Raw genomic sequence first — 14,210 nt, 5'->3', positions numbered from 1 at the left:
ATTTAACTATATAGTTAAACTTTTTTTTGATAACATAAATGAAATTTACTATTGAACGTAAGTATTTACTGAAACCTTTACAACAAGTTAGCAGTAGATTAAGTGGGCGTCATCAGTTACCTATTTTAACTCACCTCTTATTACAAGTAACAGAAAACTATTTAATTTTAACTGGTACTAATTTAGAAATAGAAATAGTAGCAAAAATAACTATAAATAAAGTTGATAAAATAGGTATTATTATGGTATGCGCGCGTAAATTATTTGATATTTGCCGTAGCTTACCAGAAGATGCACTAATTAATATTACTCTCGAAGGAACAGTAATGTTAGTTATCGCAGGTCGTAGTCGTTTTTCCCTTATGACATTACCAGCTACTAATTTTCCTAAAATTGCTGATGGGGAGAATCAAATTGTCTTTAATCTACCGCTAGATACTTTAAAAAAAGTAATTCAATCTACACAATTTTCTATGGCACATCAAGATGTACGCTATTCTCTTAACGGTTTATTATTTGAAATTACAGGAAAAGAATTACGTACTGTTGCGACTGATGGACATCGACTAGCTGCATGTACTATTTATATTAATGTATTAAAACAATTGCCATATTGTTCTATAATAGTGCCCCGTAAAGGAGTAATAGAATTACTGCGGATATTAGATCTAGATTATGGTGATAATATGGTAAAATTACAAATATGTAGTAATAATATCCGCATTTATATTAGTAATTATATTTTTACTTCAAATTTAATTGAAGGCAATTTTCCTGATTACCATAGTGTACTACCGAAAAATGTTAATAAAATTTTAAAAGTCCGTCGTGATTTAATTAAACAAGCATTGACTCGTGTTGCTATTTTATCTAATGATAAATTTCGTTGTGTCCGGCTATATTTAAGAAAGAATCAGCTAAAAATCACTGCTAAAAATCTAGAGCAGGAAGAGGCTGAAGAAATATTAGATGTTTCTTATGAAGGTCCAGAAATAGAAGTAAGTTTTAATGTAAACTATATTTTAGATATTCTAGGTATTTTAAAATGCGACACTGTTCGTTTGTTATTTAATAACGAAGCATCTAGTGTACAAATTGATGATTGCATGAACCCAATGTCAATTTACATAGTTATGCCGATGCGTATGTAAAAATGAGTAATACTCTTAAATTAAGAGATTTATGTTCTCTTAATTTTGTAAAGGAAATCCAATTTCTATATATAAAACTATTATTTATTTAAAACCTTAATAAAAGGTTGCAGTTCATTATCTATATATTACAAGTTTAAATAAACGGAAAATATTAATGTCAAATTCTTATGACTCCTCAAGTATCAAAGTTCTTAAAGGATTAGATGCGGTACGTAAGCGTCCCGGAATGTATATTGGTGATACAGATGATGGTACTGGTCTACATCATATGGTATTTGAAGTAGTTGATAATGCTATTGACGAAGCTCTTGCTGGATATTGCCAAGAAATATTAGTTACTATTCATGAAGACAATTCTATTTCTGTTCAAGATAATGGACGGGGTATTCCTACAGATATTCACATAGAGGAGAGAAGATCTGCAGCGGAAGTAATTATGACGGTATTACATGCTGGTGGTAAATTTGATGATAACTCTTATAAAGTATCTGGTGGTTTACATGGTGTAGGTATTTCAGTAGTCAATGCTTTATCAGAGAAGCTAGAACTTTTCATTAAACGTGAAGGACACATCTATTACCAAATTTATTATAATGGCGTGCCACAGTCACCATTAAAAATAGTAGGCAACTCTATACAGACTGGTACAACTATAAGGTTCTGGCCTAGTTTTATTATTTTTACTAATAAAAAAGAATTTCAATATGAAATTTTAGCTCAACGTTTAAGAGAACTATCTTTTCTTAATTCTGGTCTTTCTATTAGCTTGCATGATAAACGGAACTCTCAATTAGAGCATTTTCATTATCAAGGTGGTATTAAAGCCTTTATTAAATATCTTAATAAAAATAAAAAACCTATTCATACTAATATTTTTTATATTGCCGTAGATAAATGCGGTATCAATGTAGAAATTGCTATGCAGTGGAATGATAGCTGCCAAGAAAATATTTACTGTTTTACTAATAATATTCCACAACCAAATGGTGGAACTCATTTAGTAGGTTTTCGTACAGCTATGACCCGTACCATTAACTATTACATAGATAAAGAAGGTTATAATAAAAAAAATAAAATTATTGCTACTGGCGATGATGCTCGTGAAGGTTTAATTGCTATTCTTTCAGTAAAAGTACCAGATCCAAAATTTTCTTCTCAAACTAAAGATAAGCTTGTATCTTCGGAAGTAAAAGCTGTTGTTGAATCTCTAATGAACGAACGTTTCATAGAATACTTGTTAGAGTATCCTAGCGATGCTAGGATTATTATTAATAAAATTATTGATGCTGCTCGTGCTCGCGAAGCAGCTCGTAAAGCACGAGAAATTAATAAACGTAAAGGAATATTAGATTTAGCAGGATTACCAGGAAAACTAGCCGACTGTCAAGAACGTGATCCTAAGTTTGCTGAAATATATCTAGTAGAAGGTGACTCTGCTGGGGGCTCTGCTAAACAAGGTCGTAATCGTAAGAATCAAGCAATACTACCGTTAAAGGGAAAAATACTTAATGTTGAAAAGGCTCGTTTCGACAAAATGTTATCTTCTAATGAAATAGCTGCATTAATTACGGTACTAGGTTGTGGTATTGGTCGGAATGAGTATAATTTAGATAAATTACGTTATCATACAATTATTATTATGACTGATGCTGATGTTGATGGTTCCCATATTCGTACCTTATTATTAACATTTTTTTATCGTTATATGCCTGATATAATCCATCGAGGTCATATTTTTATTGCTCAGCCACCACTATATAAAGTTAGAAAAGGTAAACAAGAGCAATATATAAAGGATGAGGATGCTATGGAACAATATCAGACTTCTATAGCTATAAAAGGAGCACAACTACACTCAAATACAAAAATTATATCTGGAGAACGATTAAAAACATTAGTTACAGACTATTATGTAGTTCAAAAAATAATTAATCGTATGGAACGATTATTTCCTCGGATATTACTAAAAAATTTAATGTATTATCCTATACTTACCAAAAATCAAATGGAACAAGTTAGTTTAGTAACTGACTGGATTGCATCATTATCTAATAGATTAAATCAGCAAGATCAACAAGGAATAAGTTATGATTTTAATGTACAAGAAAACTACATACATAAATTATTTGAACCTAAAATCTTAGTTAGAAACCATGGTATTTCTGCTGATTATTTACTTAACTTAGATTTTATACAAAGTAATGATTACTCTAAAATGACTATTTTAGGATCTAAAATACAGGATTTAATGCAACCTAATACCTATATTAAACGTGGTGAACATCATAAGTTTGTTCAAAATTTTGAACAAGTAGTTGAATGGCTAGCTAAAGAGTCACGGCATGGTTTAGTAGTACAAAGATATAAAGGTTTAGGTGAAATGAATCCTACACAGTTATGGGAAACTACCATGGATCCAGCAAATAGAAATATACTACGTGTTACGGTAAAAGACGCAATTATGGCTGATCAGCTGTTTACTACCCTAATGGGAGATGCTGTAGAACCAAGACGTGTATTTATTCAAGAAAATGCACTGAAAGTAAAAAATATAGATGTTTAATTTGATGCTCTTGGTTAGATTAATTCCCTTGCACGTAATTCTGTTTTTATATATGCATAATAAATAGGTCCAGCAACTAATCCTTCTAAGCCAAAAGCAGCTTCAGAAATTAGCATAGCAAGTAGTAGTTCCCAAGATTTTGCGTGAATACGACTACCAACAATTTCTGCATTAATAAAGTATTCTAGTTTATGGATAAATATTAAGTATAAGAGCATAAATCCACCGACTGTTATAGATACAGACAGCGCTGAAATTATAATCATTAAATTAGAGATTAAATTACCTATTATAGGTAATAGTCCAAAAATAAATGTTAATATAATAAGTGTTTTACCTAATGGTAAATTTATATTTAAATAAGGAAAAACTATAAACATCATAATTGATGTAAGTAAAGTATTAAATAATGATACTTTTATTTGTGCCAAAACTACATGACGAAATGCTTCAGCTAGATAATTTAAACGTGCTATTAACTGAAGAGTAAAATAGGTACTATTACCTGCAGGTTTATTAAGTGAAATTACTGAACCAATAGTCATACCGATAAAAGCTGTTATTATTCCGTGCAGGAATTTACTACCCATATTACGTATCATAACAATATTTGATTCAATTAAATTTAGTAGTTTCACTTTAAATTCTTCTGCACTATTAGGCAATATAAATGGAGACAAAAAATCAGGAATACGATTGTTTACTATAGAACAAATGCGGTCTATTTCCGCAATAATATCAATACCACCTTGTGTATCTATTGTCAGAATACTTAATAACCTAACAATACCCCATGTCATAGTAATAACTACAAAAATGGCTATCATGGTAACAATTACCCAACGAGCACTACTAATACCTACTATACGCTCGAACCCAGGAGTTAATGAAATAATTATCTCATAAGCTAAAAAACCAGCAAGAAAGCATGTAAATAAATGTAGTGGTATAATTATACCAAGAAATAATAACATTAATACATAAGATGTAGTTTGTAAAACTAGTTCACTTACAGTATTCATAGTTGATTATTTCCTTTTTAGGAGTATACGATTACGATGTTGCTGAAAGAGTAAAATACAGTAATGCTATTATTAGCTATATTAATCATGATAGTTAGTACTCATAAGCTATTACCGAGATCAATCATAACCAATTACGGCGCTTAAAATATAAATATGGAGTAATACCAGCTAGAATCATAAGAATAATGGCTCCTGGATAACCAAAAGACCATTTTAATTCGGGCATGAAATAAAAGTTCATACCATAACTAGATGCTACAAGCGTAGGTGGTAGAAAAATTACAGAAACTACAGAAAATATCTTAATGATGCGGTTTTGTTCAATATTAATAAATCCCATTGCTGCTTGCATAAGAAAGTTTACTTTCTGAAACCATGATTCATTATGAGGYAACAACGATTCAATATCACGTAGAATTTCCCTAGCTTGGTCTGACTGGTTCGTTGGTAACCTGGCTTTACGTACTAAAAAATTTAGAGCCCGTTGGGTATCCATTAAACAAAGTCGTACTTTCCAACCTATATCTTCTAATTCAGCGAGGGTAGCTAGAGCTTGATCATATTTATCACCTTGCCGATTATCCATAATTACTCGGCTAAGAGCTTCTAGTTCACTATAAATATTTTCTGTTTGATCTGCTAACTGTTCTATTTTTGTTTCAAATAGATCTAATAAAAGTGCATAAGCATTATAGTCTATATATATTTTGCTACGTGTGCGCATACGATAAAGACGAAAAGCTGGTAGTTCTCGTTCCCTTAAAGTATAAAGTCGATCTTCATGGATAGTAAAAGCTACAGTAGCATTACCTACATGGTCTTCAGTATCAGCATAGAAAAAAAAAGAATGAATATGAAGACCTTCCTCATTTTCAAAAAAGCGAGCTGATGCTTCTATATCTTCAAGTTCTAAACGAGTAGCTAAGTTTTGCCCTAATTCCTGCTGAATACGATGACGTTCACAATTACTAGGTTCAACTAAATCTATCCAAATAGATCTAACTAATATACCAGATTGATCTATTTCGAAACGAGATAAACGATTATTCTTAAGTTCGAATGCATTAAGCATGCGTTTCGTTTCCTTAACGGTCACAAACTAAAACGCATTAGATCACATAAACCTAAGTAAACATAATAGATCTGACTTTATGATATGTTCAAAATTACAACTTAACAACCAAAAAACCGCTATTTTATAGGTTACCTTGGTGTATATACTTAATAAACATACTTATGAGCCAGTATTTATATCTACTGGTAGTGTCCAAGGCGTTGTTCCTTTCATAAATATATGTTGCAGCGCATGTTACGATGATTAGAAAAATGCTGTCAATATATCCTTGATGTTTTTAGTTATTTTTTAAAAAATTTTAGCAGATAATATCTATTACAGCAATATCATGAATTCAATTTGTTTATCAAACTAATTTTTTCTCGATAGGAAAGGATAGGGTATCTATTTATTCAGATTTCAATCATGTTTATTGGCATTACTTAATATTAATACATACTATTCTAATATCTTTCTGCCATAAGAATACATTCTTGCGGTAGTTCATTAATAAAACGGGATTTACAATAAAATACTTTCTGACCGTATATACGTCTAGTTTGTGCATAGGTTATAGTAAGTTTCTTAATAGCTCTAGTGATCCCTACATAAGCTAAGCGTCGTTCCTCTTCCATTTGTTCTTGTTCTTTAATTGCAATCTGACTAGGAAAGATACCTTCTTCTAAACCAACAATAAATACTTGCTGAAATTCTAAACCTTTAGCAGCATGTAGGGTCATAAGTTGTACGGTATCCTTATTATGATTTGTAAATTCATCACTAGTATTAAGGGCTATGTTTGATAAAAAAGCTTGTAGTGGAACCATATCTTTGTTATAATGGTTATTATATTTTTCAGTAGCATTAACTAGTTCCTCTAGATTTTTAATGCGTGACTGTCCTTTCTCGCCTTGTTCTTGTTGATACATATTCCATAAACCAGATTGTTTTATTACTAAATTAGTTTGTATCTCTAGTGGTAAATTAGCTATATTTTGTGCTATATTTTCTATTAATTTAATAAATTCTTGTAAAGCTAAGTTCGAACTATATTTAAGTACCTTTTCTTGTAACAAAACAATACTTGCTTGCCACAAGGTAAGTTGTCTATTTTGTGCCATTTTACGGACTATTTCTATAGTTTTAGTTCCTATTCCGCGTGGAGGAGTATTGATTATACGATCGTAGGCAGCATCATCATTACGGTTATTAATAATACGTAAATAAGCTAGTGCATCTTTTACCTCCTTACGCTCGAAAAATTGTATACCACCATATATATGGTATGGTATTCTTAGATGCAACAAGACTTCTTCTAATACTCTAGATTGTGCATTATTACGATAAAGAATTACACAATCTTTAAGAGCTAGTCCATTTTTATGGTTTAAGATAATTTTATTTACAACAAAATATGCTTCATCGATTTCATTCATAGCACAGTAGAGAGAAATATATTCTCCTTTATCACTATTAGTCCAAAGGTTTTTAATTAGCCTATTTTTATTATTAGCTATGAGATAATTAGCCGCTTTTAAAATATTTTTAGTAGAACGATAGTTTTGATCTAGACTAATAGTCTTTACTTGAGGAAAATCTTGAATAAAAGACTGCATATTATTGACTTTAGCTCCACGCCAACCATAAATTGATTGATCGTCATCACCAACAATCGTAATATATCCCTTACAGTTAGCTAATAAGCGAATCCAAGAGTATTGAATATGATTTGTATCCTGAAATTCATCTACTAAAATATGATAAAAACGTTCACGGTAATAATTAGCTATTGTAGCTTTATTTCTTAACATTTCATATGTTCTTAAGATTAATTCAGCAAAATCTACTAATCCGCTGCGCTCACAAGCTTCCTGATAAACAGCGTATATACGCTGCCAAGTAGCTTCAATTACATGTAAATATTTATCTATTTTCTGGGGACGATATCCTTCATCTTTTTTTGCATTAATATAACACATAGCTTGACGCGCAGACCAATAATTTTCATCTAAATTCAGGTAGCGAATGAGACGTTTTAATAGTTTATGTTGATCTTCACTATCAATAATATGAAAATCTTTTGGTAAATTTGCTTCAATATAGTGAATACGTAGAATTCGGTACGCTAAACTATGAAAAGTTCCTATCCACATCCCACACGGATGTTTACCTAGAATATTTTTTATTCTATAATACATTTCAGTTGCTGCTTTATTGGTAAAAGTAACTGCTAAAATAGAGGATGGTGGATTGTTTTCTACGGCTAGTAACCAAGCAATCCGGTGTGTAAGAACTCTAGTTTTGCCACTACCTGCTCCTGCTAATACTAAAATATTACCTAATGGTGCTGATACAGCTTCTTTTTGCTTATTATTTAGACTATCTAATAGATGAGAAATATACATCTTAAAAAGAACCTGTTAAAGAGAAAATATTGTATAATAGGTATATCTTCTAATTTAAAGGAATAATTCAAGAGAAGATAACCGTGTTATTTCTATATGTGGTAATAACCTAGCATGAGTAGAATGCTGGATATTAATACCGCTATCATTAATCCAACAAGCCTGTATGCCGCAACGAATAGCACCATTAATATCAGCTTCTAGGTCATCACCAACATGTAAAATATTTCTTAATGGTAACTGTAAAAGTCGTGCTGCAGTATGGTACATGTCCTTAAATGGCTTAGCACGCCCATCTCTGCCAGCACGTAGAATATGGCTAAAATAACCTGCTAAACCGCAGGCTGTAGGATCAACATTACCGTTAGTAATTGCTGCTAATGGCCAGCGGTTGCTTAGTGCAGCTAAAGTATGATGAGTAGTAGATGGTACGTTAATTTTATTACGCCAGTATGTTACAATATCCATTGTAGCATTAGCACCAGCACGAGCCTTACTCTCGCTAAGACCAGCATTACGCATGATTAGTTCAATTGAACGCCAGCGTAAATAAGTAACATCATGATATATTTCTGGTTCAGATGCTAATAGTTTGTTACGTAAATTTTGGTATTCTTCCCACTTTATTCCTTGTAACGCTGGATGATATTTTTGTAAAAAAATTATTGATTCTTGCTCTGTACGAGTAAGAACTACGGTATTATCATACAAAGTATCATCAAGATCAAAAGTTAATGCGCGTAAAGGGTGTAAATATCGATAAAAATACATTAGTTTTTTCTCAGCTGACTATATACGGTATAAAGTATTTTATCTTGAATAGAAGATATAATAGTAATTATTAGCTATAGCTAATAATTATAAATTAGTGCTGATGATTGAATTAATCATTGATAAATCCATCATAAATATGAACAGCTGGTCCAGTCATATAAAGTGATTGACCAGGTCCACGCCAATAGATTACCAGTTTACCACCTGGTAAAGCTACTTGTACTTGCTCCGCGAGTAAACCTAATCTAATGCCAATAGCAACAGCTGCACATGCTCCGCTACCGCATGCTTGGGTTTCACCAACACCTCGTTCATAAACACGTAGTAGAACTTGTTCTCTGTTGATAACTTGCATAAAACCAACGTTAGTTCTTTCCGAAAAATACTTATGTATTTCTAATATTGGACCAATTATACTTACTTGAGCACTATCTACGTTATTAACTATCATAATACAATGTGGGTTACCTATCGATACAATACCACCAAAAATATAGTTTTTTGCTAGATATAAAATTTCTTTCTTTTCTATTTGATGCATATCAAACGGTATTTGGGGTAACTCGAACTTTGGTACGCCCATATTTACGCGTACCATATTATTTTCTATTATGGTGAGTACCATACGACTAGTTTGAGTACTAATATAAATTTCACGTTTATTTGTTAGTTTTTTCATTCTAACAAAATGTGCCAAACAACGTGCTCCATTACCGCATTGTGTTACTTCACTACCATCCGCATTAAAAATTCGGTAATGAAAGTCTATTTCTGGATCATATGGAGGTTCTACGAATAGTAACTGATCAAATCCAACTCCGCTATGCCTATTTGCTAGGAAACGAATTTTAGTGGGTGACAAATAAACATTTTGTGTGACTACATCAACTACCATGAAGTCATTACCAAGACCGTGCATTTTAGAAAATTGCATATTGAATTTCACTCCTTCTTATAATTGGAGTGTTTTGCTTGAAAAATAATTCAAACTAATAAACRATTACTGATAATATTAGTTATCATTAATGATTAATAAGCTTAATTTATTATTATGAGTAAAATTCTTTAATAGCTTTTCATTTTGCATGATGGTTTCTAATCGTTCTTTTTGCGTGTTACGAGCTTGAATTAGTTGCCAGTTAACACAATTATCAAGAATACGTAAACGTTCTAAATCCCAATTCCATTTTTTGACTAAGTAAATTAAAAATTTACAACACCACGTCATACTGGATAATTTGTGCGATAGGTTTTCACCTACTTTTAAGTAGAAATACTAGCGTACTATATCAAGTTGCTTTATATCCTTAATCTGTTTCAAATAGTTATTAACATACTCCAGCATTACATAGTATGGATCAATTCCATAAGAAATAATAGGATTCTTTTGTAATCGTTGCTTGATTTGTATTGCGAGCAGTTTAGTACTTGGATACTCCCAAGTATATGTTTCTCGTAGTAATATTTTAATACTAATTTATATAGTGAGTTACATAATTATATATTTGCCATAAACTAGCTGATAAATAATCTTTAAGTAATGAAGTCTCTAACTTACTTAAATCTATCCATTCATTTGGTTTTAATGCACCATAATGATCAAGTAAGAAAATGTATTCATTATAATCAGCTTCTTTACTTGGTCCTATATTCCAAAGTATACGTTTACCTCCCATACGTACTGCAGTACGGTAGAATTCATCTAATCAAAAGATATTTTGTTTTGAATAGGATTATTCAATGAGAAAAAAATTAACTTCTAATCCTTGATTAATATCACATTTGCTAATAAGCAAACATTTACGTTGTAGCTGTTTGCGTTCTTCATTACTAAGCTAAGATTGATGAAATACCTAAATATCTAAATCAGAATTATTATTCTTTCCGATATAAGAAGTACTACCCATAGAATAAACGCCAGTAATAGGCTATTTATTCTATTCATGAATCGATATATTTGTCATATTATTAATAATATGAAGTATCTCATAACACCAAAATATTCTTTTTTTATCTGGCATAAAAACACAGATACTGTGTAGTACATTATCATCTAAATATACCGGTAATATAGGATTATGCAAATGTAACAGAGTTGGTATTAAACTATATATATGTTGATAGTTATGCTCCATTACTGATATATACGATTAAGATGTAATCTATTAATAGCATCTAGTTTTTCTATTAAGCTATTGAGATCAAAATACAAAATGTATACCTGATAATTTTAGTTTTATTCCGTAAAAATATTTCGCAATGAGTTTAATTAAAGTCTATTGTTTGTAGATGAGATATAAAAAGCAAAGTATCTATTAATTTTCTTGCTAACCTTATTGGTGCGCCTTATAGGATTCGAACCTATGACCTACGGCTTAGAAGGCCGTTGCTCTGATCCAACTAAGCTAAAGGCGCAGAAGTATAAATTAATCTTAATTATATAAGTAATTTATGTACTTATTAATCTCTATATTAACAATTAAGTAAATAATGTCTATATTGATTGTTCAGTTAATAATCAAGAATATTTTTGCTGATACTTATAACAAAAAAAACTTACTTCTGACAAAATAGTCTTTTTACACTAGAAACATAATGGATTGTTGATTCATATGGTAGCACAAATCATTGATGGTAAAAAAATTGCTCAGCAAATTAAAAGTGAAGTTGCCCATTTAGTCCAAATGCGCATAAAGGCAGGAGATGCAGCACCATGTTTAGCTGTAGTACTAGTTGGTCACGATTCAGCTTCACAAATGTACGTTACTAGTAAACGTAAAACATGTGAAAGTATTGGTTTTATTTCTCTGGCATATGATTTGCCAAATAATGTCAGCGAAACTGAACTTTTGATGCTTATTGACCAATTAAATACTAACCATAGTGTAGATGGAATACTAATACAATTACCATTACCAGTAGGTATAGATAACATCCGAGTGTTAGAGCAGATTGCCCCGCATAAAGACGTAGATGGTTTTCATCCCTATAATTTAGGCCGCTTATGTCAGCGAGCACCTCTACTACGTCCTTGTACTCCTAGAGGAGTTATTACATTACTTGAGCGATATAATATTAATATAGTAGGTCTTAATGCAGTAGTCGTGGGAGCATCTAATATTGTTGGTAGACCTATGGGTATGGAACTACTATTGGCAGGTTGTACTGTAACTATAACACATCGTTTTACACGTAATTTACAACAACATGTACAAAATGCAGATTTATTAGTAGTAGCTGTAGGTAAAGCTGGTTTTATTCCAGGTTCATGGATAAAAAGTGGAGCTATAGTGATAGATATAGGTATCAATTGTCTAGATAATGGAAAAGTAGTCGGAGATGTTAATTTTAGTGAAGCTATTGAGCGTGCTGCTTATATTACACCTGTTCCAGGTGGTGTAGGTCCTATGACAGTAGCAACGCTAATTCAAAATACTTTACAAGCATGTAAATACCGAAAACTGAGTTAAGTAAAATAAAAAGCTAGAAGCTACGCCGCCAAATAGTACCTTGTGGCGTGTCTTCTAGTACTATACCCATAGCAGCTAGTTTTTCGCGAACTTTGTCTGCTTGTACCCACTGATGTTTTTTTCTAATATTATTCCGTTGTTTAACTAATTCTTCAATTAGTGCTATGTTAAGATCTGTTACAATTTTTTGTTTTTGTAGAAAAACTTCTGGGTCTTGTTCTAGCAAGCCTAAAATGTTTGCTAAATAACGTAGAGTAGCAGCCATACCTTGTGCGGATTTGATATTTTTTGTTTTGAGACGATTGACTTCATGAGCTAATTGGAATAGTACTGCGTGAGCTGCTGGGGTATTGAAATCATTATTCATGGCCATCATAAATTGTTCGATAAAATACTCTCCACCTGATGGTATTACCTCCTTTTTAGTATTACGTAAAGCTATATAAAGACTTTTTAGTGCCGTACGTGCCAGTTGTAAACTTTTTTCGCTGTAATTTAATGGTTTTCGGTAATGACTGGATATCAAAAAATAGCGTACTGTTTCAGCATCGTAATATTTTAGGACATCTCGCACAGTAAAAAAATTACTTAGTGATTTAGACATTTTTTCATTGCAGATGGTAACCATCCCTGAGTGCATCCAAAAATTAACATAAGGATTATTCTCCATACAAGTAGATTGAGCTATTTCATTTTCATGGTGTGGAAAAATTAAATCGGATCCACCACCATGGATATCAAAATGTTTACCTAAATACTTAATACTCATAGCAGAACACTCAATATGCCAACCAGGACGTCCATTGCCCCATGGGGAAGACCAAGTTGGCTCGCCATGTTTAGACATTTTCCATAATACAAAATCCATTGGATTACGTTTAACTGTTGTGATTTTTACCCGTTGTCCTATTTGCAATTGATTTAGATTTTGACTAGATAAAATCCCATAATTATTAGCGCTTTCTATTGCAAACATAACATCACCATTAGAAGCTATATAAGCATGTTCTTTATCAATTAATTGTCTAGTTAATTGGATTATTTCTTTTATATGCTGTGTAGCTCGTGGTTCTTTATCGGGACGTAAAATATTTAGTAGGTCTAAATCATGGTGCATTTCTGCTATCATTCTATCTGTAAGTTGCTGACAACTTTCACCATTATTAGCTGCTTTTCGAATAATTTTGTCCTCAATATCAGTTATATTACGAATATAATTAACTTCATAACCACAATAGCGTAAATATCTTATTACTACATCAAAAGTAACAAAAGTACGTACATGTCCAATATGACATAAATCATATGCAGTAACACCACATACATACAAAGCTACCTTGCCAATATGAATAGGCTTAAATATTTCTTTTTTATTAGTTAAAGTATTAAAAATAGCTAACATCAAAAATATTCCATAATTATAAATTATATACTTATAATATAAGATTTACTCTATAAAATATGGTCAAACTACATGTGAGTTGTTAGTAATGTAGTATTAACTTTTTTAGTAGGAGTAAAATAAATTATTTATTTTACTCTATATCCTCTTAAATTTAATTAAATAATTTATAGATCTGATATAAACTAGTGGTTATTTCTATAGATCAAAAAGTTTTGTACAAAAAACCAAAATAATAATTCATTTTACTTACACTAATATCTAGCTTATAGTTATATTCAATAATATTACTGCTAGCTATCATAGATAGCATTCTACTGATTTTAAAAGTAGCCTTCATTTATATGCTTTTAATATCGTGGT

General features: G+C 31.3%; 10 protein-coding genes, 1 tRNA gene and 2 pseudogenes. 3 read left to right on the top strand and 10 right to left on the bottom strand.

The window, feature by feature from the left end; translation table 11 throughout:
* Positions 1-38: 38 nt before the first annotated feature.
* Both dnaN and gyrB read left to right on the top strand, forming a co-directional pair.
* Positions 39-1,151 (top strand): DNA polymerase III subunit beta, encoded by a 1,113-nt coding sequence (dnaN, locus tag BCI_RS00650; RefSeq protein WP_011520334.1) that lies wholly within the window; start codon positions 39-41, stop codon positions 1,149-1,151.
* Positions 1,152-1,308: 157 nt separating this feature from the next.
* On the top strand, positions 1,309-3,717 hold the full coding sequence (gyrB, locus tag BCI_RS00645) for a DNA topoisomerase (ATP-hydrolyzing) subunit B (protein ID WP_011520333.1): 2,409 nt from the start codon (positions 1,309-1,311) through the stop codon (positions 3,715-3,717).
* Positions 3,718-3,731: 14 nt separating this feature from the next.
* On the opposite strand, the gene BCI_RS00640 is transcribed toward gyrB, so the two are convergent.
* The 9 genes and pseudogenes from BCI_RS00640 to BCI_RS00610 all read right to left on the bottom strand — a co-directional run bounded on the left by BCI_RS00640 (position 3,732) and on the right by BCI_RS00610 (position 11,390).
* Positions 3,732-4,739: an AI-2E family transporter gene (locus tag BCI_RS00640; protein ID WP_011520332.1), complete on the bottom strand. Its 1,008-nt coding sequence runs from the start codon at positions 4,737-4,739 to the stop codon at positions 3,732-3,734.
* Between the two features lie 124 nt (positions 4,740-4,863).
* Complete coding sequence (corA, locus tag BCI_RS00635) at positions 4,864-5,814, bottom strand: magnesium/cobalt transporter CorA (RefSeq protein WP_011520330.1); 951 nt, start codon at positions 5,812-5,814, stop codon at positions 4,864-4,866.
* A 446-nt stretch (positions 5,815-6,260) separates the two neighbouring features.
* The gene (gene uvrD, locus BCI_RS00630; RefSeq protein ID WP_011520329.1) at positions 6,261-8,201 is read right to left on the bottom strand and encodes a DNA helicase II; all 1,941 of its coding nucleotides are present in this window, start codon (positions 8,199-8,201) and stop codon (positions 6,261-6,263) included.
* Between the two features lie 54 nt (positions 8,202-8,255).
* A complete protein-coding gene (yigB, locus tag BCI_RS00625) occupies positions 8,256-8,972 on the bottom strand; it encodes a 5-amino-6-(5-phospho-D-ribitylamino)uracil phosphatase YigB (protein WP_011520328.1) in 717 nt (238 codons plus the stop codon).
* Positions 8,973-9,084: 112 nt separating this feature from the next.
* Positions 9,085-9,909, bottom strand: coding sequence for a diaminopimelate epimerase (gene dapF / locus BCI_RS00620; protein WP_011520327.1), 825 nt, complete (start codon positions 9,907-9,909; stop codon positions 9,085-9,087).
* Positions 9,910-9,987: 78 nt separating this feature from the next.
* Positions 9,988-10,440 (bottom strand): annotated as a pseudogene (locus tag BCI_RS03360) (class I adenylate cyclase).
* A 7-nt stretch (positions 10,441-10,447) separates the two neighbouring features.
* A complete protein-coding gene (locus tag BCI_RS03370; protein ID WP_049752716.1) occupies positions 10,448-10,651 on the bottom strand; it encodes a hypothetical protein in 204 nt (67 codons plus the stop codon).
* 177 nt (positions 10,652-10,828) lie between these two features.
* Positions 10,829-11,110: pseudogene (locus BCI_RS03380) on the bottom strand (hypothetical protein).
* 202 nt (positions 11,111-11,312) lie between these two features.
* Positions 11,313-11,390: transfer RNA gene (locus BCI_RS00610), tRNA-Arg, on the bottom strand.
* 197 nt (positions 11,391-11,587) lie between these two features.
* Between BCI_RS00610 and folD the strand changes: the two genes are divergently transcribed.
* The gene (gene folD / locus BCI_RS00605; RefSeq protein ID WP_011520326.1) at positions 11,588-12,445 is read left to right on the top strand and encodes a bifunctional methylenetetrahydrofolate dehydrogenase/methenyltetrahydrofolate cyclohydrolase FolD; all 858 of its coding nucleotides are present in this window, start codon (positions 11,588-11,590) and stop codon (positions 12,443-12,445) included.
* 13 nt (positions 12,446-12,458) lie between these two features.
* Here folD and cysS read toward each other — a convergent pair whose 3' ends face one another.
* Positions 12,459-13,847 carry a cysteine--tRNA ligase gene (gene cysS, locus BCI_RS00600; protein ID WP_011520325.1) on the bottom strand — a complete coding sequence of 463 codons (1,389 nt, stop codon included), beginning with the start codon at positions 13,845-13,847 and terminating at the stop codon, positions 12,459-12,461.
* Positions 13,848-14,210 lie beyond the last annotated feature (363 nt).

Origin of the sequence: Baumannia cicadellinicola str. Hc (Homalodisca coagulata), from assembly GCF_000013185.1 — a bacterium.
In the GTDB taxonomy this organism is placed as follows: domain Bacteria; phylum Pseudomonadota; class Gammaproteobacteria; order Enterobacterales; family Enterobacteriaceae; genus Baumannia; species Baumannia cicadellinicola_E.
Note: the sequence above shows the minus strand (reverse complement) of the source record. Positions and strands in the feature narration are given on the sequence as shown.